Source organism: Xylophilus sp. Leaf220, assembly GCF_001421705.1.
In the GTDB taxonomy this organism is placed as follows: Bacteria; Pseudomonadota; Gammaproteobacteria; order Burkholderiales; family Burkholderiaceae_C; genus Xylophilus.
This window is the reverse complement of sequence record NZ_LMKO01000001.1, coordinates 243,890-264,330: the sequence shown is the minus strand read 5'-3', so window position 1 is coordinate 264,330 and position 20,441 is coordinate 243,890. Positions and strand designations below refer to the sequence as shown.

Sequence of the window (20,441 nt, the reverse complement as noted above, 5' to 3'; positions counted from 1 at the left end):
CGTTTCGATAGCTGCAAAGTGATGGTGCCCGAGGCCGGAATCGAACCGGCACGCCTTGCGGCGGGGGATTTTGAGTCCCCTGCGTCTACCAATTTCACCACTCGGGCAAGGAGTCTCGCGATGCCGTGGCCGGCACTGCAGCGAACGGCAGGCTCCGAAAGCAAGCTGTTTGGGCGCGTCCGCGAATCGCGTCGCTTCCGGCAAGACCGTGTCCGGAAGCAAGCCGGAAATTATGGCACAGTGCGTGCATGCAGTACCCCACCATCGAAGATACCGTCGGCCAGACGCCGCTCGTGGCACTCCAGCGCATCGGCACGGCAGAGGCCGCGGTGTCGGGCAATGTCGTACTCGGCAAGCTCGAAGGCAACAATCCGGCCGGATCGGTGAAGGACCGGCCCGCGCTGTCGATGATCAGGCGGGCCGAAGAGCGCGGCGACATCCGGCCGGGCGACACGCTGATCGAGGCGACCTCGGGCAATACCGGCATCGCGTTGGCGATGGCGGCGGCGATCAAGGGCTACCGCATGCTGCTGATCATGCCGGAGGACCTGTCGGTCGAGCGGGCGCAGACGATGAAGGCCTTCGGTGCCGAGTTCATCCTGACGCCCAAGAGCGGCGGCATGGAATACGCCCGAGATCTGGCAGAACAGATGCAGAAGGACGGCAAGGGCCGGGTGCTCGACCAGTTCGGCAATCCGGACAACCCGCGCATCCATTTCGAGACGACCGGTCCTGAGATCTGGGAGCAGACCCATGGTCGCATCACCCACTTCGTGAGCGCGATGGGGACTACCGGCACGATCACCGGCGTTTCGCGCTATCTGAAGAGCAAGAAACCGTCGGTGCAGATCATCGGTGCGCAGCCGGCCGAAGGTTCCCGCATCCCGGGCATCCGCAAGTGGCCTGCCGAATACATGCCGGCGATCTACGACGGGAGCCTGGTCGACGAGACGGTGAACGTGGCGCAATCCGACGCGGAAGAGATGTGCCGCCGCCTGGCCCGGGAAGAGGGCATCTTCGGCGGCATCTCCGCTGCGGGGGCCTGCTGGGTCGCCCAGCAGATCTCGCAGCGCGAGCAGAACGCGACCATCGTCTTCATCGTCTGCGACCGGGGCGACCGCTACCTGTCGACCGGCGTTTTCCCGGCTTAGCACTCCGCACGCAGCGCCCAGCCATGCCCGATTCGGATTTCCGTTTCTGCCCCCGCTGCGCGACGGCATTGCAGCCGACGACGATGGTGGAAGACGGCGGCGAGAAGACACGCAGCCGTTGCCCGGCCTGCGGCTGGACGCACTGGAACAACCCGACCCCGGTGCTGGCAGCCATCGTGGAGTACTGCGGCCAGGTGCTGCTGGCCCGCAACGCGGCATGGGCGCACCGGATGTTCGCCCTGATCACCGGCTTCATGGAGGCCGGCGAGTCGCCGGAGGCCGGCATCGCCCGCGAGGTGCTGGAAGAAACCAACCTGGTGGTGCAGTCCACGCGGCTCATCGGCGTCTACGAGTTCCTGCGGATGAACCAGGTGCTGATCGCCTACCACGTGGTGGCGGACGGCGAGATCGCGCTCTCGCCCGAACTGGCGGAGTACAAACTGCTGGCGCCCGAGAATGTGGTGTGCTGGCCGGCGGGCACCGGCTATGCGATGGCGGAGTGGTTGCGCGGCAAGGGCATCGAGCCCACCTTCGCGGAATGGCCGGCACCGCAGCCTGTTGCCGATGCGTCTGCCTAGAATCGGCGCAGCTCTACGGAAAAGATATGGACGTCAACAAAGAACTCGATACCCGCGGCCTGAACTGCCCGCTGCCCATTCTCAAGGCCAAGAAGGCGCTGTCGGAGCTGCACAGCGGGCAGTTGCTCAAGGTCGTATCGACCGATGCGGGCTCGGTGCGCGACTTCCAGGCGTTCGCCCGGCAGACGGGCAACGAGCTGGTGGAGCAGCAGACGGAAGGTACCGACTACATCCACGTGCTGCGGCGGCGCTGAGCGCCGTCCCAACGCCCCGGCAGATGCGGGGCGCCCATGCAAAAAGGGCAGGACCGCAAGGTCCTGCCCTTTTTGCCGCATGGCGCGCGCCGGTCAGGCGACCGGCGTGGCCGGGACGTCCTGCCGGCGTTGGGCGCCGGGGACGTCCAGGTTCTTCAGGTATTCGCGGAAGTAGGTGCCGACTTCCGGATGCTGCAGGGCCAGTTCGACCGTCGCTTCCAGGAAGCCTTCCTTGCTGCCGCAGTCGTAGCGCTTGCCCTCGTACTGCAGGGCGTAGACCCACTCGGTCTTCATCAGGCCGGCGATGCCGTCGGTGAGCTGGATCTCGCCGCCCACGCCCTGCTTCTGCTGCCGGATCTGGTCGAAGACGCCCGGCGTCAGGATGTAGCGGCCGGCCACGCCCATGCGGGACGGTGCGACCGACGGGTCGGGTTTCTCGACCATGCCGCTGACCTTCATCAGACGGTCTTCGACCATGTCGCCGGCGACGATACCGTAGCGCTTGGTCTGCTCCTGCGGCACTTCCTGCACCGCCAGGACCGAGCCGCCGGTGCGCTCGAACACCTGCGCCATCTGGGCCAGCACCGGCGGGTTGCCGACCATCAGATCGTCTGCCAGCAGCACGGCGAACGGGTCGTTGCCCACCAGATGCTCGGCGCACAGCACCGCGTGGCCCAGGCCCAGCATCCGCGGCTGGCGCACGTAGGACAGCACCATGTCGTCGGCCTGGATCGACTTCAGGATTTCCAGCAGCTTGTGCTTGTTGGCCGCTTCCAGCTCGCTTTCCAGCTCGTAGGCGGTATCGAAATGGTCTTCGATCGCGCGCTTGTTGCGGCCGGTGATGAAGATCATGTGCCGGATGCCGGCGGCGTAGGCCTCCTCGACCGCGTACTGGATCAAGGGCTTGTCGACGATCGGCAGCATCTCCTTGGGCTGGGCCTTGGTGGCCGGAAGGAAGCGGGTGCCGAGGCCGGCGACCGGGAAGACAGCCTTCTTGATGCGGCGGGAGGAAGAACTCATGCGACGGTTTCCTTGGACTGGACGGGGAAAGAGGGTCGGGGCGTCCGCTTGCAGGCGGGCGCACGAAAACGATCATGGCCCACCGAAGGGCTCGGGCCATGCTAGCGGCAGGCCCGCAGGGCGTCTGTCAGCCCAATCGTACAAGCTGTCCGCGTAGGCGCTCCAGCGCGTCGCCGAACTCGGCCACCCGCTTCTTCTCCTGGTCGATGACGGCGGGTGGCGCCTTGGCGATGAAGGCCTCGTTGCCGAGCTTGGCGTGGGCCTTGGCGATCTCGCCTTCGAGCCGGGCGACTTCCTTGCCGAGGCGCAGCTTCTCGGCCGCCACGTCGATCTCCATGTGCAGGCAGAGCCGCGCGTCGCCCACCACCGCAACCGGGGCCGCCTGCGCGGCCTGTTGCCAGGCGGCCTCGTCGTCGAACACCCGCACCTCGCCCAGCTTGGCCAGCGCCTTGAGCGCCGGGGCCGCATCGCGCATGAAGTCGGCATCGCCGACCGCGAACAGCGGCAGCCGGGTGGCCGGCGAGACGTTCATCTCGCCGCGCAGGGTGCGGCAGGCGTCGACCAGCGCCTTGAGCTTGGCGACATGCGCCTCGGCCTGCAGGTCGATCCGGTCGGGCTGGCTCTGCGGATAGGCCGCGACGCTGATCGACGCCTCGGCGTCCGCGGCCAGTCGTCCGGCCACGGGCGCCACCTTCTGCCACAGTTCTTCGGTGATGAACGGAATCACCGGGTGGGCCAGCCGCAGCAGAGTTTCCAGCGTGCGGATCAGGGTGCGGCGGGTGGCGCGCTGCTGGGCTTCGTCGCCAGTCTGGATCTGCACCTTGGCGATCTCCAGGTACCAGTCACAGAACTCGTTCCAGACGAACTCGTAGACGGCGGTGGCGACGTTGTCGAGGCGGTAGTCGGCGAAGCCCTTCTCCACCTCGGCTTCGACCCGCTGCAGGGCCGAACTGATCCAGCGGTCGGCCTGGCTGAAGCGCAGGTAGCCGTGGGCGCTGCCGCCGGGCTGGCAGTCGGCCTTGGTGTGTTCCGCCAGGCCGCAGTCGCGGCCTTCGCAGTTCATCAGCACGAAGCGGGTGGCGTTCCAAAGCTTGTTGCAGAAATTGCGGTAGCCCTCGCAGCGCTTCGAATCGAAATTGATGCTGCGGCCGAGCGAGGCCATCGAGGCGAAGGTAAAGCGCAGCGCATCGGCGCCGAAGGCGGGAATGCCGTCGGGGAACTCCTTCTGGGTGTTCTTGCGCACCGTAGGCGCGGTCTCGGGCTTGCGCAGGCCGGTGGTGCGCTTGCCCAGCAGCGGTTCCAGCGCGATGCCGTCGATCAGGTCGACCGGATCAAGCACATTGCCCTCGGACTTGCTCATCTTCTTGCCCTGCGCGTCGCGCACCAGGCCGTGGATGTAGACGTCCCTGAACGGCACCCGGCCGGTGAAGTGGGTCGTCATCATGATCATCCGGGCGACCCAGAAGAAGATGATGTCGTAGCCGGTCACCAGGGTGGAGGAGGGCAGGTAGAGGTTGTAGTCGTCGGTGTCGGCGGTGCCCTGCTCGGGCCAGCCCATCGTGCTGAACGGCACCATGGCGGAGGAGTACCAGGTGTCGAGCACGTCGGCGTCGCGGGTCAGGGTCTTGCCGGGCGCCTGGGCTTGCGCGTCGGCCTCGTCGCGGGCGACGTAGACGGTGCCGTCCTCGTCGTACCACGCCGGGATCTGGTGGCCCCACCAGAGCTGGCGGCTGATGCACCAGTCCTGGATGTTGTGCATCCACTGGTTGTAGGTGTTGACCCAGTTCTCGGGCACGAAGCGCACCGCGCCGCTGTCGACCGCGTCGATCGCCTTCTGCGCGATCGACTTGCCGGTGGCGTCGTCGGTACCGACCTTGTTCATCGCCATGAACCACTGGTCCGTGAGCATCGGCTCGACCACCTGGCCGGTGCGGGCGCAGCGCGGCACCATCAGCTTGTGCTTCTTCACCTCGACCAGCAGGCCGAGCGCATCCAGGTCGGCCACCACCTTCTTGCGGGCGACGAAGCGGTCGAGTCCGCGGTAGGCCGCCGGTGCGTTGTCGTTGATGGTGGCGTCGAGCGTCAGGATGCCGATGGTCGGCAGGCCGTGGCGCTGGCCGACCGCGTAGTCGTTGTAGTCGTGGGCCGGCGTGACCTTGACCACGCCGGTGCCGAAGGCCTTGTCGACGTAGTCGTCGGCGATGACCGGGATCGTGCGGTCGCACAGCGGCAGCGTGACCTGCTTGCCGATCAGGTGGGCGTAGCGCTCGTCCTCGGGGTGGACCATGACGGCGGTATCGCCCAGCATCGTCTCGGGCCGGGTGGTGGCGACCACCACCGATTCACCGGAGCCGTCGGCCAGCGGGTAGCGGATGTGCCAGAGCGAGCCGTCTTCCTCTTCGCTCTCCACTTCCAGGTCGGAGACGGCCGTCTTCAGGGTCGGATCCCAGTTGACCAGGCGCTTGCCGCGGTACACCAGCCCCTGCTGGTAGAGGCGCACGAAGGTCTCGGTGACGACCTTCGAGAGCTTCGGATCCATGGTGAAGTATTCGTGCGACCAGTCCACGCTGTCGCCCATGCGGCGCATCTGGGTGGTGATGGTGTTGCCCGACTGCTCCTTCCACTCCCAGACCTTGGCAACGAAATTCTTGCGGCCCAGGTCGTGGCGGCTGACCTTCTGCTCCTGCAGTTGACGCTCCACCACGATCTGGGTGGCGATGCCGGCGTGGTCGGTGCCGGGCACCCACAGGGTGTTGGCGCCCTTCATGCGGTGGTAGCGGGTGAGGCTGTCCATCACCGTCTGGTTGAAGGCGTGGCCCATGTGCAGCGTGCCGGTGACGTTCGGCGGCGGCAGCTGGATCGAGAAGGCCGGTGCGCCGGCTTTCGCTTCGCCGGTGCCGCGGTAGCCGGCGCGGGCGTAGCCGCGTTGCTCCCACAGCGGGCCCCAGTGCGCTTCGAGCGCGGCGGGTTCGAAGGACTTGGAGAGGGCATCGAGGCCCGGTTGCGCGGGGGTGGAGGGCTGGGCGTCGCTCATGGCTCGGGCAATGGAAAACGGCACCCGGAGGTGCCGTCGAAATAAGGGGCAGAACGCCGCGATTTTAGCGGGGTGCGCCGCGGGGCGATTCCACCCGGTGCGCCAGCAGGTGCCGCAGGCTCAATTCCATGAAAAATGTACCGGTGGCCGGCGCGGGACGCCGGCCCCTAGCTATGGATTTAATAGCATGGGGTGGCGGCTGACTGCCGGGCGCACGGCAGGACCTCGTGCCAGGCACCGAGCCCGCGCTCTATGCGCCCCCGGCCGCCTGGCGCCACGCCTGGGCCGCCGCCGCTTCGTCGCCGCGCTGTTCGGCCAGTTCGGCCAACGCCCGCCAGGCATTGCGGTGCAGTTCGGGATGGTGCAGTTGCCGGCTCGCGTTGCCGATCAGCTGCTGGGCCTTGCCCCACAGCTGCCGGCGCAGGCAGGCCATGCCGGCCAGGTACTGCAGGTGCGGATCGCGCGGGTTGCGTTGCTGCGCGCCTTCGATACGCGCCAGCCAGGGGCCGTCGACCGAGTCCATGTCGTCCTCCAGCGTGCGCACCAGGCGTACCCGCAGGGCTTCCGGCAGGGCGTCTGGGTCGGCCAGCAGGGCATCCCAGGCGGGCAGCAGCCATTGGCGCACCTGCACCGGGTCGCCGCCCAGTTGCTGCAGCCGGCTGGCGGCATGCACCGCCAGCTCGGGTGCGAGGCGCTCGCCGTTCTCGAGCGACTGCCAGGCGCGCAGCAACTGCGATTCGTCGCGTGCGCCGTTGATCAGCTCGGTGGCCAGGCCGCGGGTGATGCTCTGCGCGGCCAGGGGCGAGAAGGCGCGGTGCTTGGCGAGCAGCCGGGCCGTCTCCAGCGCGGTCTGCGTCTGGTTCGCGAGCCGCGCCGCCCGCAGGCGGATGCGCAGGGCGATCGTGCGACGTGCGGCGCCCTGGGGGAGTTGCTCCAGCCATTCCAGGGCAGCGGGTGCATCCCGGTCCTGCACCGCCCAGGCGGCGGCGCGCAACTGGACGCCGTCGCGCACTTCCTGCGCGGGGCCGGACGGATTGTGGGCCGTCTGCTCCAGCGCCTCGTCCAGGTGGAGCGTGCGGGCCGCGCGGTCCTGCAGCGCATGGGCGCTTTCGGCGGCCAGCAGGTGGGCGAGGGCGCGGACCTGTACCGCATGCGGGAGCGGCTCGACCGAGCCGACGAGGGCCTTCTCCTGCGCGATGGCCGCCTCCGCCGCCTTGCGGGCGCGGATGAAGCGGCCGGCCGTCAGGTGGGCCAGCGCGTCGAGCAGCGCGACATGCATCGACCGCTCTTTTTGCTGGGTGCGCCAGCGGCTGGCCTGCACCGGCAGATCCAGCAGCGCGGCCAGGGTGCGCAGCGCGGCGTACAGCAGGGTGAAGCCGCCGAACAGCAGCAGCAGCACCAGGTTGAGCGACAGGTCGACCCGGTAGGGCGGCCAGAACACGGTGACCGTGCCCTGGTTGTTGCCGGCGAACAATGCGACGGCCACGGCCATTCCGAACAGGGCCAGGAACCAAAGAGCGGCGCGCATCGGCGGCTACCGTCCGGCCGCGGCGGTGGCCAGCGCCGACAGGGTCTCGTCGAGCCGCGGCAGCTCGGTGCTCTGCACCTGGGCCTGCGCCTGGTTCAGGACCGACATGGCCGTCTGGGTGCGCCGCGATGCGGGATCGAAATACCGGCTCAGTGCGGCAGAAGCCGCCGCCAGGTCGGCCTTGGCCGAATCCGGCTGCCGGGCCAGCACGCCGAGGCGGGCGTTCACCAGCTTGAGCTTCAGGTTCTCGCGCAGGAAGTACGACTGGTCGGGCGCCAGCAGCAGCGCCTCGGGCCGGTCGACCTGCGTCACACGCACCAGGTTGCGCGTCTCGTCGCGCACCGAGGCCCAGGCGGTGCGCAGCGTGCGGCGCCACCAGGGGGCGCCGTCGTCGGCCGCGGCTTCGCCCGGCTCGGCCGCACCCAGGCCGACGCGCACCGGCGCCACGCTGCGGCTGGAGGAGACCTGGGCCACCGCGTTCTGCAGCGGCAGCTCGTCGATCAGGCGCACCAGTTCGTCGAGACGCGCCAGCAGCCCCGGCGTATCGACCGTGCTGGCGTTGCGCACCCGTTCGATATCGCGGGCCAGGGCCCGCTGCACCGGTGCCAACCGCGGCTGGGCGGCGCGGGAAATGCGCTGGTCGGCGCTGCGCAGCGCGGCCAGCAGCGGGGCGACGCTGCCGGTCAGCTCGGTCTGCTGCTGCGCCAGGCGCACGGCCGATTCCACGTCGACCACCAGGTTCTCGTCGCGGGTGCGCGACAGGCTCTGCATCAGCTCTTCGAGTTGCGAGCGCTGCAGCGCCACTTCGTTGACCCGGGCCTCGGCCACGCCCAGCCGGGTGGCGGCGTCCTGGGCGGTCTCCTGCGCCTGCCGCGCCATGGTGCGGGCCTCGATTGCCTGGGCGCCCGAATCGGCGCTTTGCCGGGCCAGCTGTTCCTGGATCGACGACAGCCGCTGCCACAGCATCACGCTGGCGGCGGTGGCCACGATGGCGATCAGCGTCGCGGCCACCGCCATCGGCCGTGCGAACGGGTCGCGCGGCGCCGGCGGCAGGGCGGGCGGATGGGCACGCGGCGGTGCCGCAGTGTCGGAAAGCGGCTCGGAAATCATCCGGCGATTCTATCGGCGCACCCTGGGCGGGCCGCGGCGGCTCAGGGCCGGGCCTGCAGGCTGCGCACCACGTCGTCGAGCGCCGGCCGCGACAGCGCCACCGGCGCGAACCCGGCGCGTGTCGCCGCCTCGCCGATGCGGGCGTGGGTGGCCAGGGCCGGCGCTCCGTGCCAGTCCTGGCCGGGCACCAGAGCGCACAGATTGGCGACCGCGGCCGAGCTGCTGAACAGCCACACGTCGCCGGCCTGCACCGCCGCGCGGACGGCGGCGGCATCGAAATGCGCCGCATCGGGCGCCCGGCGCTGGTAGGCGACCACGAAATCGACCGCGGCGCCGGCAGCCGCCAGCCGCTGCGCGAGCCACTCGCGGCCGTTGCCGCGGCCGGTGGCGGAAGCGGCGGAGCTTTCGGTGTCGGAGCCGCGCACGACCAGCACCCGGTCCCCGGTCCGCGCCTGGCCGGCGATGACCTGCCACAGCGATTCCGAATCGAACTGTGCGGCATCGGGCGGCGGGGAGTCGATCCGGTCGGCCGGCACGCCCGCGGCGCGCAGGGCCTGGGCGGTGCCGGGGCCGGGGGCCCAGGCACGGGTGTCCGCAGGCCAGGCGCCGAGGCTGTCAGGCCGTGCGGCACAGAACTGCTCGGCGGCGTTGGCGCTGACGAACATCGCCGCGCGGTAACCCGCCAGCCGCTGCCACGCTGCCTGCAACGGCGCCCGGTCGGCCGGCGCCGCGATGTCGATCAACGGCAGTGCTCGCGCCGCGATGCCGCGCGCCTGCAGCGCGGAGACCCATTCGCCGGCTTCGCGTGCGGGCCGGGTGACGATGACCTTCATGGGGCGTGGACGAACCCGCTCGGTACGGTGCAGCGGCTCAGTGGGCGCCGTTGGCCCGCAATTGGGCGACGACCGTCTCGCCCAGCACGGTGGCGTCCGAGAGCGTGGTGACGGCCGCGGCACCCTCGGCCTGCACCAGCGTGCCGGGGTTCACCAGATCGCCCCAGGCGGCGCGCAGGGACAGGCGGCCGCCGTCGAAGCGGGCGTAGGCGGCCAGCGGCATGGAGCAGCTGCCGCCCATTCCGCGGCTCACCGCGCGCTCGGCGTTGACAGCCATCCAGGTGGTTTCGTGGCTCAGCGGGGCGAGCGCGGCGAACAGGTCCTGCCGGTCGGAGCGGATCTCGATCCCCAGCGCGCCCTGCCCGGCGGCGGGCAACATCGTCTCGGGGCTGAAGGATTCGCGGATCCGCTCGGCCAGGCCCAGCCGCAGCAGGCCGGCGGCGGCCAGGACGATGCCGTCGTAGCGGCCTTCGTCCAGCTTGCGCAAGCGGGTGTCGAGGTTGCCGCGCAGGGGCTCGATCCTCAGGTCGGGCCGCAGCGCATGGACCAGCACCGAGCGGCGCAGGCTCGAGGTGCCGACCACCGCGCCGTGCGGCAACGACGCCAGGCTGGCGTAGCGCGGCGAGACGAATGCATCGCGCGGGTCTTCGCGCTCCATCACGCAGGCCAGCGAAAAGCCGGGCGGCAGGTCCATCGGCACGTCCTTGAGCGAATGCACCGCCAGGTCGGCCCGGCCGTCTTCCAGGGCGTTCTCCAGTTCCTTGACGAACAGGCCCTTGCCGCCGACCTTGCTCAGCGAGCGGTCCAGGATCTGGTCGCCCTTGGTCGTCATGCCGAGCAGGGTGACGGTGTGGCCGTGCGCCTGCAATTGGGCACGGACATGTTCGGCCTGCCAGAGCGCCAGCCGGCTTTCGCGGGTGGCGATGACGAGGGTCAGGGGAGTGGGGGTCATGCGCGTTACCGAGGACGTGCCGGCAAAGCCGGTGATGCTAGCATGCTGCGGTGCATCATCCCGCCCCTTCAGCCCACCACGGAACATGGCCATGAACCTGCCCGAACAAGAGACCGGCGTGCGCCGCCGCAAGACCACCGAGCAACCGCTGGTCGACGATATCCGGCTCTTGGGACGCATCCTCGGCGATGTGATCCGGGAGCAGGACGGCGTGGCCGCGTACGAGCAGGTCGAGCAGGTGCGCAAGCTCTCGGTGGCGTTCCGGCGCGACGCGGACCAGGAGGCCGACCGCGCGCTCAAGAAGCTGCTCAAGTCGCTCACCGGCGACCAGACCGTCCGGGTGATCCGCGCCTTCACCTATTTCAGCCACCTGGCCAACCTGGCCGAGGACCGGCACTACATCCGCCGCCGCACGATCCACGAACGCGCGGGCGACACGCAAGAGGGCAGCGTCGAGGTCGCGATGGCCCGGTTGCGCTGGGCCGGCATTTCGCCGAAGGCGATCTCGCAGACGCTGGCGTCGAGCTACGTGTCGCCGGTGCTCACCGCCCACCCGACCGAAGTGCAGCGCAAGAGCATCCTCGACGCGGAGCGCGGCATCGCGCAACTGCTGACGGCGCGCGACGACATCAAGGCCCGCGGCGAATACCACGGTGGCACCAAGGACGCGCTGACGCCGCGCGAGATGGCCGCCAACGAAACCCAGCTGCGCGCCCGGGTGATGCAGCTCTGGCACACCCGGCTGCTGCGCTACAGCAAGCTCACCGTGGCCGACGAGATCGAGAACGCGCTGAGCTACTACGAAGCCACCTTCCTGCGCGAGATCCCCAAGCTGTACGCCGGCCTGGAGCGGGAACTGGGTGCCCAGCCGGTCGCGAGCTTCTTCCGCATGGGCCAATGGATCGGCGGCGACCGCGACGGCAATCCCAACGTGAGCGCCGACACGCTGGAGTACGCGCTGCGCCGCCAGTCCGAGGTCGCGCTGCGCCACTTCCTCACCGAGGTGCACTACCTCGGCGGCGAACTGTCTATGTCGGCACGGCTGGTCGGCGTGGCGCCGTCGATGCAGGCGCTGGCCGAGCGCTCGCCCGATCCCAGCGAACACCGGCAGGACGAGCCCTATCGCCGCGCGCTGACCGGCATCTATGCCCGGTTGGCCGCGACGCTCAAGACGCTCACCGGCGGTGAAGCGGCCCGCCATGCGGTCGCGCCGCAGAACCCGTATGCGCGCGCCGAAGAGTTTCTGGCCGACCTGCGGGTCATCGAGGCGTCGCTCGCCACCCACCACGGCGAAGCACTGGCGATGCAGCGCCTGCGCCCGCTGCTGCGGGCCGCCGAGGTTTTCGGATTCCACCTGGCGACGGTCGACCTGCGCCAGAGTTCGGACAAGCACGAGGCGGTGGTCGCCGAACTGCTGGCCGTCTCCCGGGTCGAGCCCGGCTATGCGACGCTCGACGAGGCGGGCCGGCAGGCACTGCTGCTGCGCCTGCTGAGCGACGCCCGGCCGCTGCGGGTGCTGGGCGCGGAATACTCGCCGCTGGCGCAGAGCGAGATCGCGATCTTCGAGGCCACCTGCACCATGCGCGAGCGCTACGGCGCGCAGGCGATCAAGCACTACATCATCAGCCACACCGAAACGGTGAGCGACCTGCTCGAGGTGCTGCTGCTGCAGAAGGAGGTGGGCCTGCTGCGCGGCAGCCTGGACGCGGCAGCGGTCGCCGGCCTGATCGTGGTGCCGCTCTTCGAGACGATCGAAGACCTGCGCAACGCGGCGCCGATCATGCGCGACTTCTATGCGCTTCCGGGCATCGCCGCCCTGGTGCAGCGCAGCGGCGCCGAGCAGGACATCATGCTCGGCTACTCCGACAGCAACAAGGACGGCGGCATCTTCACCAGCAACTGGGAGCTCTACCGCGCCGAGATCGCGCTGGTGGAGCTGTTCGACCAGCTCGCCATCTCGCACCGCATCCAGCTGCGCATGTTCCACGGCCGCGGCGGCACCGTGGGCCGCGGCGGCGGCCCGAGCTACCAGGCGATCCTGGCGCAGCCGCCCGGCACGGTGCGCGGCCAGATCCGGCTGACCGAGCAGGGCGAGGTGATCGGCTCCAAGTACGCCAATCCCGAGATCGGCCGGCGCAATCTGGAGACGCTGGTGGCCGCCACCCTGGAGGCGACGCTGCTGCAGCCGACCAAGCCCGCCACCAAGGCCTTCCTGCAGGCCGCGGCCGAGCTGTCGTCTGCCAGCATGGCCGCTTACCGTGCGCTGGTGTACGAAACCCCGGGCTTCACCGAATACTTCTTCGGCTCCACCCCGATCCGGGAGATCGCCGAGCTCAACATCGGATCGCGCCCCGCGTCGCGCAAGGCCAGCCAGCAGATCGAGGACCTGCGGGCCATTCCGTGGGGATTCAGCTGGGGCCAGTGCCGGTTGACGCTGCCGGGCTGGTACGGGTTCGGATCGGCGGTAGTGGCGTTCCTGGGCGCGGCCGACGGGGTGCCGGCCGCGGCGGCGAAGACCCAGCGGGCCGCGCGGCTCGCGTTGCTGCAGAAGATGTACCGCCAGTGGCCGTTCTTCCGCACCCTGCTGTCCAACATGGACATGGTGCTGGCCAAGAGCGACATGGCGCTCGCGTCGCGCTACGCCGAACTGGTCGCCGATGCCCGGCTGCGCAGGAAGATCTTCTCGCAGATCGAAGCCGAATGGCAGCGTACCGCCGACGCGCTGTCGCAGATCACCGGCGACCGCCAGCGGCTGACGCACAACAGCTCCCTGGCCCGTTCGATCCGCCACCGCTTTCCCTACATCGATCCGTTGCATCACCTGCAGGTCGAGCTGCTGCGCCGCTACAGGGCGGGGCAAGGGGACGAGCGGGTGCAGACCGGCATCCATATCTCGATCAACGGGATCGCCGCAGGGTTGCGCAACACCGGTTGACGGGACCTCTGCGGGCAGGGGCCTACAGGCTGCGGCGAGCGGGCTGCAGCTGCTGTCGGTGCTCTCCCACAGCAAGACGCCGCATCTGCTGAGATGCGGTACTTAGGCTGAAATCCAGAGTGACATCATTCACTTTCAAAGCGAGATGTCATGAACACTTCGGCAACACCTGCAGACCACGACAATGCCAAGGGCGTTCGCGCCGTCGGAGCGCCAGCCCCGCAATCCAACTGCCGCACCTCTCGCATGAGCGTGCACTTCCTGGCCCACCCGCGCTTCCTGATGGCTGCCACGTTCGTGTGGCCGACGGTATCGATGCACTTCACCCTGTAAAAGGGTGTGGCCTGCCCGACAGGAATCGAACCTGTGACATTCAGCTTAGAAGGCTGATGCTCTATCCAACTGAGCTACGGGCAGATGTTTCCCAGCAAGGGCCTCTTGCTATCATTCTTGAGTGCGACTGCGGAGCGCTCCGCAAACCTGCTGATCATAGCCGGTTGGCTGGCCGATCAAACGTTAAGGAAATTTTCTCACCCGGTGCTCGGTTTTTAACGAGCTTGTTTGGTGGAAGAAATTTCTGGTGAATACAGCGTCAAAAGTTGCTTTGCGAGCTCCGACATTGCTACGTCTCTCAAACCGCTATTTTCATCGTGGATATTGGAAATTACTTGCACTGCCATGCCTACTGCATTAATACGTTCTAATACAACTACATAGTCTTTCGATTGGGCAAGGACAGATTTATATATAAATAGAAATGATCCTCCTATAAGGCTTATTAAAACTCCTGACGCTGCCGATACGACCGATATCGGTAAACGATTTGGCTCCTCAAATGATCGATAGATACCGTAGGAGGTAATAATAAATCCACAGGTCATTACAAATGAAGTCAGCCAATATATCGATCTAACTTGGCTTAAATTTCTATCCAGATAGCTCTCAAGTTTAATTCTTGCCAAGTCCCATGCAAGTTTTGGTTTTTCGGGGTGGGCAAGAATATCTTTTTCGACAATCTCGATCTTCTTGTTTTGCTCTTGTTGTTGTACAACTTCCTCGTAAGCCGAGATTGCTAGGATGCCTAGCCAAGCAATTGCGACTGCAACGCCTGCTAATGTTTTCAAAATAAGTTCATTGAATAAATTGTATTGGGCCATCAGCGTAATGGCCCCGCCAATTAGCAAGATAATTGCTATTAAAATCCGGGCGTGCTTCTTGGTATAACCGTTTTCGCGCCAATGCTTGATTGCTGCGACCAAAATTCTATCGAAGTTAAACATATTTTATTGACGTTCAAATTATTTAGTGGGTTTTACGACTTTGCCGCGTCTTAGATAATGCTTGCTGGTAGTTCTAATGTCATCGTGTCCTAAAAGATCAGCCGCAGCTTGTTCTCCTGCACGGTCGGATATGTCATCGGCGGCTTTGGCGCGCAAATCATAGAACCAAAATTCTAAAATGCTACTCTGAATATCTGGGTTGGTCTTGGCTGCTTCTTTGCGAGCAACGGTAAACGCTTTTCTGAGTACCGCTGCAGTTAATGGTCGTCCTTGCAAATTTACGGTCAAGCTTGAGCAGTGTATGTTGTGTTTGGCCTTCCTGTTTGAAATTCTTGCAATCAGCTCAGCTAACTTGCCCTCTATCCTTATACGCCGCCGGGCTCCGGTTTTACCCTGATCAACCAATAAAGTCCCATCTACTATGTCGTGGGTCGTCATCCGCAGCACGTCCCCTGGTCGCTGGCCTGTTAAGTACCCGAGATCCATTGTGTCGCGCAGCGGCTCACTGCCGGCCTCCCACACCGCCTTGAACACCGCGTCAGTGATGTATACGCCTCGCTGGGCAAGCTCGAAGCCACGAACCCCGGTGGCAGGATTTTCCGTGTGTGTATATCCCCACTCGCGCGCCTTGTTGAACATGTGAGAAAAGAGTCGCTTCAGTCGGTTTGCTGTGGTGGGCTGGGTCTTTTTCCAGTCCAGCAGGCCGCGGATATGCATGGGGCGGATGTTGTCCAGCGGGGCGGGCGGCTTGCCGAAGAACTCGCGCAGGTGACGTAGATCGCTCAGTTGGGTGGCCTGTGTGCTCTTGGCTTTCAGCGGCATCTCGTCGCGCTGGTATCGGTCGGCCAGCTGCAGAAAGTCAACGACGCGTAACACGGAGGCCTGCGCCTGGGTGAGCTCTGCCCACTTCCGGACGGCCAATACGTAGTCCGAACCCAGCGGAATCTCCTTGCGAGGCTTTCCGCCTGCGTCGAAGTAGTAATAGACGACGCCGGATTTCTGCTGTCGGGCCCGCAGGCCGGGCATATTCGCTCTAACCATACGCACGCTGCTTTCCGCTCATCACTTCAGGCATCCAATCTGCGCCAGCAGCGGAGCTTTGCACGTAGGCTGCGCCCTCTATAACTGCGCGCGCGATAACCGGGCGCCCCGCCGCGTTGCGGTAATGTGGGATCTTCATTGCCCTGAGCTGTGCCGCTTGCAATTCGCCGCAGGTCATGCTGTCCTTTCCGCGAGATATTCCCGTCAATTCGGCTAACTCTGGAGCCGAAAGGAACATGCTTACTCCGTGTGACTTTCTGGTCATGTGCGCTGCTCCTTGGTGGCCGATTCCAGGCCCTTGACGATGTCGAGCCATTTCTGCTCGGTGATGAGGTATTCGCCCTGGCGGGGTTTGCCGTAGGGCGGCTCCAGGTGGTAGGTGAGGCGGGCCAGCTGCGGCGGCACCGCGGCGGTCAGCTGCTCGCGGATGGTTTTGCGGGTCATGCGGCTTCCGAAAACAGGTCGCGAACTACGGGACTGCGTGCTGCCGCAGCCATTCGCTCAATCGCTTTGCCGTGCTCCGCTTCGATCCGGGCGCGCGCGATCGCGAAGTACTCTTGCCCTTGCTCGCAGCCGATAAAGCGGAAGCCCTCGCGCATGCATGCCTTGCCGGTGCTGCCACTCCCCATGAACGGGTCCAGCACTAGACCGCCCAGCGGCGCCACCAGCCGGCACAGGTAGGCCATCAGGTCGGTGGGCTTGACGGTGGGGTGGTGGTTACCGACCAGCGGCGGCTCGTAGCCGTCGCGGCGGGTCATGTGCTGGCCGCTGGTGTTGCTCACCATGCCGCCCACGCGCTGCAGCAGTTCGTCGCATCCCTCGTTGCGGTCGACCTTGCTGGCCTTGGCACAGTAGAAGAACCGCGCGGCGCTGCCGGTGCTGGCCTGAATGTCGGAGGTCGTGAAATCGCCCGCGAGCGTTCCGTAGCACACGCTCCCCGGTCCGCCCTGGGCCGCGCGCTTCGTGCCGGCTTTCATTGCGCCGCTGGTGCTCTCCGGGAACAGCGCCACCACCTCGTCGCTGCCGTCGTGGATCAGATTTGCGGGCCAGCGGCCCGCGGCAGCGCTGCCGCCGCCTGGGCGGAGGTTCGTCGCGCCTTCCGCATCCCGGGTGCCGGCAAAGCCCCGGTCGCCGGCGCAGTTTCTCGCGTAGGCGGCATCGGTGACTGGGACCCGGCACCCGTCAATGTTCAGCGCGCCAGTGGCGTGCTGGAGCAGATTCGCGGCCACGGTGCCGATCAGCGGCTTACGTGCCATGCAAATGGGCTCGTGTGCCGGCTTTAACGCGGTTCCCCACCCCTCCCAATCTCCCCCCTGGTTGCTCGACTTTGGAAAGCCGGACCCGTAGACCCACATGATCTGATCGCGAACCTCAAAGCCGGCCAGACGAAGGGCCAACACCCCCATGTCATAGGTGCGTGATCCGAAGAAAGACAGGAGGTGGCCGCCGGGCTTCAAGACGCGAAGGCACTCCCGCCAGATGGCGGGCCCCGGCACGAACGAATCCCACGCTATGCCCATGAAGCCGCCGCCGCGGTGCTGGTAGTCGTCGCCAGCCAGCCAGTGGCGCAGCACCTCGCCCATGTCCGGCTCGTGGCTCAGGCCATAGGGTGGATCTGTTACGACGGCATCGACGCTTGCGTCAGCCATGGTGAGCAGGGCGGCGAGGTTGTCGCCGCGGTGCAGCTCGAAATTCATGCCGCAGCCCTCCCGCGCATCAGCGCCTCGTGCCCAAAATTCGCCCGCACCAGCGCCTCCGACTGCACAGGGCTCACGCTGTTGCCGCACATCCGCACCTGGGCGGTGATGGACAGCGGGATGCGCGGTACCGCCAGCGGGTCAGCCGCCTGCACGCCGTCCTTGAACAGCAGGGCCGGGTCCGGTATTTCGTGGATCACGTAGCCGCGCGGGAAGCCCTGGGCCTGGAACAGCTCCACCGGCTTCAGCATGCGCAGCGTGATGTCCACCAGCACCCACCACTGGCCGTTCTGCCAGGCCAGCACCAGGTCGGCCGGTGTCGGGAAGTGGTCGGGCAGGTGCTCGTGCAGCAGCGCGGCGCACTGGGCGGCCCGGGCCCGGTGCTCTGGCGCCAGGCAGTCGGCCGACACCTGCGCCACCTGCACCAGCCCCATGCGGCCCTTCGTCGGCACCGTGTGCATCGGCTCTGCCAGGCCCTGCCATTGGCCGCCGCTGCTGTAGTACTTCACGCAGTAGGCGGTCACCAGCTGCTGGTTGCTGCCCGCGGCGGTGATGGTGGACCTGGGCGCATCCGCCGGCCGGCCTTGGCCCTCGTAGAAGCCGCCGTTCGCCTGCTCGAAGTAGGCCGCCGACAGGGCGCTGGTGGCGCCGCTGGCCGTCACCGTGTTCAACGGCACCTCCAGGCTGCGCACGCCGTGGCTGAACCGCTTCGTGCCGTCCTTGCCCTCGCCGTGCCCCATGTCCACCAGATGGGCCGCCACCAGCGCCTGCTCGCCGCGGTGCGCGCCGGTGATCGTCGGCAGCGGCGCGTCGGGCGTCAGGCCCGGCCGGTCGCCGTGGTGGGTCAGGTGGGCGAGGTGGGCGGCAGCCAGGTAGTGCTTCACACCGCCGGCCACCACGGTCCCCATGGGCGCCTCGATGTCCGGCACGCGCGGCTGCTGGCCTGGGCGTTCGCCGTACCCCACGGTCACCAGGCTGGCGCCCAGCAGCGCGTGGTGCGTGCCGCCGGCCGACACCGTGGACAGCGGCGTCTGCACGTCGTGCCCGCCCAGGTGTCCCTCGGAGGTACCGCGCAGCGGCGCCAGGGCTGCGGCCGTCAGTGCGTGGTGCCCGCCGGTGGCGATGGTCGACAGCGGGGTGTGCACCGCCGAGCCGGTGTGTCCGCTCGTGTTCGTCACCACCAGCGGCGCCAGCGTCGGCCCCACCACCGAGAAGTGCCCGCCCTTGACCTGGGCGCAGACCGTGCGCAGCGGCTCGTCGGCTGCCAACGTGCGCTGGTTGCTGGCGTTGGCGTGCTCGTTCAGGAACGGCGCCAGCACCGGCTGGGTGAGCGCGCGGTGGTTCGCGGTGGGGGTGGTGCCCAACGGCCGGTCCACGGCGGTGGGCTTGCCCGCATAGGCCGGCCCTCCGGCGCCCACGATGAACGGCTTCGCGCTCGCCAGCACATGCCGCCACAGCCCCTTCGCCACCCGGCGCTGGGTGTTCGTCGCCAGGGCCTTCTTCCGGTCGAAGATGCTGACCGCCGGCAGGCTGAAGTCGATGCATTCGGCCGCGGTGCGCCAGGGCGTGAGCTTGCGGGCGATGGCGGCCGGGCTGGCCGGGTCGCCGTGGGTCGTCTCGGGCCAGAGGATCGGCAGGCCGTCGCGGCGGGCGATCAGGAACAGGCGCTTGCGGATCGTCGGGGCGCCCTGGTCGCAGGCGCGCAGCTCCTTCCAGTCCACGGTGTAGCCATGTGCGCGCAACTGGCGCACGAACGACTCGAAGGTCTTGCCCTTGCGGGCCGGGTCCGGCCGCGCCAGGCCATCGGGGCCCACCAGAACCGGGCCCCAGGTCTGAAACTCCTCGACGTTCTCCAACATCAGCACCCGCGGCTTGCACAGCGCGATCCAGCGCATGCCCACCCAGGCGAGGCCACGGATGTGCTTTGCCACCGGCGTGCCGCCCTTGGCCTTGCTGAAGTGCTTACAGTCGGGCGACAGCCAGACCAGGCCGACAGGCTGGTTGCCGGTCACCTTGATCGGATCCACGTCCCACACGCTCTCCAGCAGGTGCCGGGTGTGCGGGTGGTTGATGGCGTGCATCGCCAGCGCCTCGGGGTCGTGGTTGATGGCGATGTCGACCGGCCGGCCGAAGGCGGCTTCCAGCCCCGTCGAGGTGCCGCCGCCGCCGGCGAAGTTGTCGATGATCAGTTCATCGCGGAAGCCGAGCGAAAATGTCAGTTCATCGCGTTTCATATGCCTCTCCCTTAAAGACCATATGATTTGCAGCCGGTTTGGTAGCGAATTGACGGATGGTTATATGGATAAAAAGAGTACTTGGCGCATTAGAGATCGCTTTGCAATGGCCTTTGCAATAGCAATGGTTGTCGTAGCATTGCTGACAATATTTCCGGGTTGGCCGTTTATAGTGTGTCTGCTTTCGGCAGAATCGGCTCCAGCATGGGGCCAAACTATTGGGGCCGTGATTGCAATTGCTGCGGGTGCGATTGGCGTATGGTGGCAAGTTGGCGAAAATGCACGTCACGTCACTCGGGCTGCGGAAACGGAAGAAATTAGGGTGCTTGAAATACTGGGGGCAGCAATTTTTCGGTGCAGGGTCCAAGCGGCATGGGTGAGGCGAAGTGTCGATTCTGGTTTTGGTGCGGATCAGGAGATTTCTCGCTTGAGGGAAATGCTCACGGAATTGGCTAAAACTCCTTTGCTTAGCATTCCCGACTGGCGCGTTTATGACGCGATCCAAGAAGCCACCGCAAATGTGCATCAGTATTGGCCCGAGTTGTCTGCCGGCAGTTTGATGAGTCGGGGTGTACACGATAGAAGAAGAGGTTATATGTCTTTTGTGATTAATTCGATCGAAAACGCGGAAGGGGCAGCGGCAGCTTCTTTGTCCGATCGAGGTGCACAGCTCATTCCTATGAGTTTTACCCTGCGTGACAATGATTTTCCAGAAGGGGAGATTATTAAAACCCTTGATTATGATCTTTGGGTATCTGCTCGCGATTCGCGCGAGGGCTAAGGATGTGAGGAAA

18 protein-coding genes and 2 tRNA genes are annotated in these 20,441 nt (G+C 66.6%); 6 read left to right on the top strand and 14 right to left on the bottom strand.

Features of this window, described 5'->3' with window-relative positions:
* Positions 1-22: 22 nt before the first annotated feature.
* Positions 23-107 (bottom strand) — tRNA-Leu (locus ASE76_RS01235).
* 141 nt (positions 108-248) lie between these two features.
* Between ASE76_RS01235 and cysM the strand changes: the two genes are divergently transcribed.
* Genes cysM through ASE76_RS01220 form a run of 3 tightly spaced genes read left to right on the top strand, consistent with a single transcriptional unit; the run spans position 249 to position 1,983 of the window.
* A complete protein-coding gene (gene cysM / locus ASE76_RS01230) occupies positions 249-1,151 on the top strand; it encodes a cysteine synthase CysM (RefSeq protein ID WP_055833517.1) in 903 nt (300 codons plus the stop codon).
* 23 nt (positions 1,152-1,174) lie between these two features.
* Positions 1,175-1,729, top strand: a complete 555-nt coding sequence (locus ASE76_RS01225; protein WP_055833513.1) for an NUDIX domain-containing protein — start codon at positions 1,175-1,177, stop codon at positions 1,727-1,729.
* A 26-nt stretch (positions 1,730-1,755) separates the two neighbouring features.
* Complete coding sequence (locus ASE76_RS01220) at positions 1,756-1,983, top strand: sulfurtransferase TusA family protein (RefSeq protein ID WP_055833511.1); 228 nt, start codon at positions 1,756-1,758, stop codon at positions 1,981-1,983.
* A gap of 93 nt (positions 1,984-2,076) precedes the next feature.
* Here ASE76_RS01220 and galU read toward each other — a convergent pair whose 3' ends face one another.
* The 6 genes from galU to hemC all read right to left on the bottom strand — a co-directional run bounded on the left by galU (position 2,077) and on the right by hemC (position 10,460).
* Positions 2,077-3,003: a UTP--glucose-1-phosphate uridylyltransferase GalU gene (galU, locus tag ASE76_RS01215; protein ID WP_055833508.1), complete on the bottom strand. Its 927-nt coding sequence runs from the start codon at positions 3,001-3,003 to the stop codon at positions 2,077-2,079.
* Between the two features lie 127 nt (positions 3,004-3,130).
* Positions 3,131-6,037 carry a valine--tRNA ligase gene (locus ASE76_RS01210; RefSeq protein WP_055833505.1) on the bottom strand — a complete coding sequence of 969 codons (2,907 nt, stop codon included), beginning with the start codon at positions 6,035-6,037 and terminating at the stop codon, positions 3,131-3,133.
* A gap of 250 nt (positions 6,038-6,287) precedes the next feature.
* The gene (locus ASE76_RS01205) at positions 6,288-7,565 is read right to left on the bottom strand and encodes a heme biosynthesis protein HemY (protein WP_055833501.1); all 1,278 of its coding nucleotides are present in this window, start codon (positions 7,563-7,565) and stop codon (positions 6,288-6,290) included.
* Between the two features lie 6 nt (positions 7,566-7,571).
* Positions 7,572-8,675, bottom strand: coding sequence for a uroporphyrinogen-III C-methyltransferase (locus ASE76_RS01200; RefSeq protein ID WP_055833498.1), 1,104 nt, complete (start codon positions 8,673-8,675; stop codon positions 7,572-7,574).
* 41 nt (positions 8,676-8,716) lie between these two features.
* Complete coding sequence (locus tag ASE76_RS01195; protein WP_055833495.1) at positions 8,717-9,508, bottom strand: uroporphyrinogen-III synthase; 792 nt, start codon at positions 9,506-9,508, stop codon at positions 8,717-8,719.
* Positions 9,509-9,545: 37 nt separating this feature from the next.
* Positions 9,546-10,460 carry a hydroxymethylbilane synthase gene (hemC, locus tag ASE76_RS01190; RefSeq protein WP_055833492.1) on the bottom strand — a complete coding sequence of 305 codons (915 nt, stop codon included), beginning with the start codon at positions 10,458-10,460 and terminating at the stop codon, positions 9,546-9,548.
* Positions 10,461-10,545: 85 nt separating this feature from the next.
* Between hemC and ppc the strand changes: the two genes are divergently transcribed.
* Positions 10,546-13,395 carry a phosphoenolpyruvate carboxylase gene (ppc, locus tag ASE76_RS01185; RefSeq protein ID WP_168389202.1) on the top strand — a complete coding sequence of 950 codons (2,850 nt, stop codon included), beginning with the start codon at positions 10,546-10,548 and terminating at the stop codon, positions 13,393-13,395.
* Positions 13,396-13,545: 150 nt separating this feature from the next.
* Complete coding sequence (locus tag ASE76_RS20370; RefSeq protein ID WP_156362489.1) at positions 13,546-13,728, top strand: hypothetical protein; 183 nt, start codon at positions 13,546-13,548, stop codon at positions 13,726-13,728.
* A gap of 7 nt (positions 13,729-13,735) precedes the next feature.
* On the opposite strand, the gene ASE76_RS01180 is transcribed toward ASE76_RS20370, so the two are convergent.
* The 7 genes from ASE76_RS01180 to ASE76_RS01165 all read right to left on the bottom strand — a co-directional run bounded on the left by ASE76_RS01180 (position 13,736) and on the right by ASE76_RS01165 (position 19,647).
* A tRNA-Arg gene (locus ASE76_RS01180) sits at positions 13,736-13,812 on the bottom strand.
* Between the two features lie 131 nt (positions 13,813-13,943).
* On the bottom strand, positions 13,944-14,675 hold the full coding sequence (locus tag ASE76_RS20365) for a hypothetical protein (protein WP_156362488.1): 732 nt from the start codon (positions 14,673-14,675) through the stop codon (positions 13,944-13,946).
* An 18-nt stretch (positions 14,676-14,693) separates the two neighbouring features.
* Positions 14,694-15,701 carry a tyrosine-type recombinase/integrase gene (locus tag ASE76_RS19805; RefSeq protein ID WP_082447831.1) on the bottom strand — a complete coding sequence of 336 codons (1,008 nt, stop codon included), beginning with the start codon at positions 15,699-15,701 and terminating at the stop codon, positions 14,694-14,696.
* 7 nt (positions 15,702-15,708) lie between these two features.
* The gene (locus tag ASE76_RS19800) at positions 15,709-15,954 is read right to left on the bottom strand and encodes a DUF4224 domain-containing protein (protein ID WP_255357258.1); all 246 of its coding nucleotides are present in this window, start codon (positions 15,952-15,954) and stop codon (positions 15,709-15,711) included.
* A 23-nt stretch (positions 15,955-15,977) separates the two neighbouring features.
* The gene (locus tag ASE76_RS01175; RefSeq protein WP_055833489.1) at positions 15,978-16,160 is read right to left on the bottom strand and encodes a hypothetical protein; all 183 of its coding nucleotides are present in this window, start codon (positions 16,158-16,160) and stop codon (positions 15,978-15,980) included.
* The gene (locus ASE76_RS01170; protein ID WP_055833487.1) at positions 16,157-17,413 is read right to left on the bottom strand and encodes a site-specific DNA-methyltransferase; all 1,257 of its coding nucleotides are present in this window, start codon (positions 17,411-17,413) and stop codon (positions 16,157-16,159) included. The genes ASE76_RS01175 and ASE76_RS01170 overlap by 4 nt, the downstream gene beginning before the upstream one ends.
* Complete coding sequence (locus ASE76_RS01165) at positions 17,410-19,647, bottom strand: DNA cytosine methyltransferase (protein ID WP_055833484.1); 2,238 nt, start codon at positions 19,645-19,647, stop codon at positions 17,410-17,412. Before ASE76_RS01165 ends, ASE76_RS01170 begins: the two co-directional genes overlap by 4 nt.
* Before the next feature lie 64 nt (positions 19,648-19,711).
* Between ASE76_RS01165 and ASE76_RS20360 the strand changes: the two genes are divergently transcribed.
* Entirely contained in the window at positions 19,712-20,428 is a 717-nt protein-coding gene (locus tag ASE76_RS20360; RefSeq protein ID WP_156362487.1) for a hypothetical protein, read from the top strand.
* Positions 20,429-20,441: the final 13 nt, after the last annotated feature.

Bases quoted from the DNA above. Each gene is read 5' to 3' on its own strand.
- ASE76_RS01210 (WP_055833505.1), bottom strand. From the start codon at position 6,037: ATGAGCGACGCCCAGCCCTCCACCCCCGCGCAACCGGGCCTCGATGCC.
- ASE76_RS19800 (WP_255357258.1), bottom strand. From the start codon at position 15,954: ATGTTCCTTTCGGCTCCAGAGTTAGCCGAATTGACGGGAATATCTCGC.
- ASE76_RS01175 (WP_055833489.1), bottom strand. From the start codon at position 16,160: ATGACCCGCAAAACCATCCGCGAGCAGCTGACCGCCGCGGTGCCGCCG.
- ASE76_RS01165 (WP_055833484.1), bottom strand. From the start codon at position 19,647: ATGAAACGCGATGAACTGACATTTTCGCTCGGCTTCCGCGATGAACTG.
- hemC (WP_055833492.1), bottom strand. From the start codon at position 10,460: ATGACCCCCACTCCCCTGACCCTCGTCATCGCCACCCGCGAAAGCCGG.
- ASE76_RS01205 (WP_055833501.1), bottom strand. From the start codon at position 7,565: ATGCGCGCCGCTCTTTGGTTCCTGGCCCTGTTCGGAATGGCCGTGGCC.
- ASE76_RS01225 (WP_055833513.1), top strand. From the start codon at position 1,175: ATGCCCGATTCGGATTTCCGTTTCTGCCCCCGCTGCGCGACGGCATTG.
- ASE76_RS01195 (WP_055833495.1), bottom strand. From the start codon at position 9,508: ATGAAGGTCATCGTCACCCGGCCCGCACGCGAAGCCGGCGAATGGGTC.
- galU (WP_055833508.1), bottom strand. From the start codon at position 3,003: ATGAGTTCTTCCTCCCGCCGCATCAAGAAGGCTGTCTTCCCGGTCGCC.
- ASE76_RS01220 (WP_055833511.1), top strand. From the start codon at position 1,756: ATGGACGTCAACAAAGAACTCGATACCCGCGGCCTGAACTGCCCGCTG.
- ASE76_RS20365 (WP_156362488.1), bottom strand. From the start codon at position 14,675: ATGTTTAACTTCGATAGAATTTTGGTCGCAGCAATCAAGCATTGGCGC.
- cysM (WP_055833517.1), top strand. From the start codon at position 249: ATGCAGTACCCCACCATCGAAGATACCGTCGGCCAGACGCCGCTCGTG.
- ASE76_RS19805 (WP_082447831.1), bottom strand. From the start codon at position 15,701: ATGCCCGGCCTGCGGGCCCGACAGCAGAAATCCGGCGTCGTCTATTAC.
- ASE76_RS01200 (WP_055833498.1), bottom strand. From the start codon at position 8,675: ATGATTTCCGAGCCGCTTTCCGACACTGCGGCACCGCCGCGTGCCCAT.
- ppc (WP_168389202.1), top strand. From the start codon at position 10,546: ATGGCCATGAACCTGCCCGAACAAGAGACCGGCGTGCGCCGCCGCAAG.
- ASE76_RS20360 (WP_156362487.1), top strand. From the start codon at position 19,712: ATGGATAAAAAGAGTACTTGGCGCATTAGAGATCGCTTTGCAATGGCC.
- ASE76_RS20370 (WP_156362489.1), top strand. From the start codon at position 13,546: ATGAACACTTCGGCAACACCTGCAGACCACGACAATGCCAAGGGCGTT.
- ASE76_RS01170 (WP_055833487.1), bottom strand. From the start codon at position 17,413: ATGAATTTCGAGCTGCACCGCGGCGACAACCTCGCCGCCCTGCTCACC.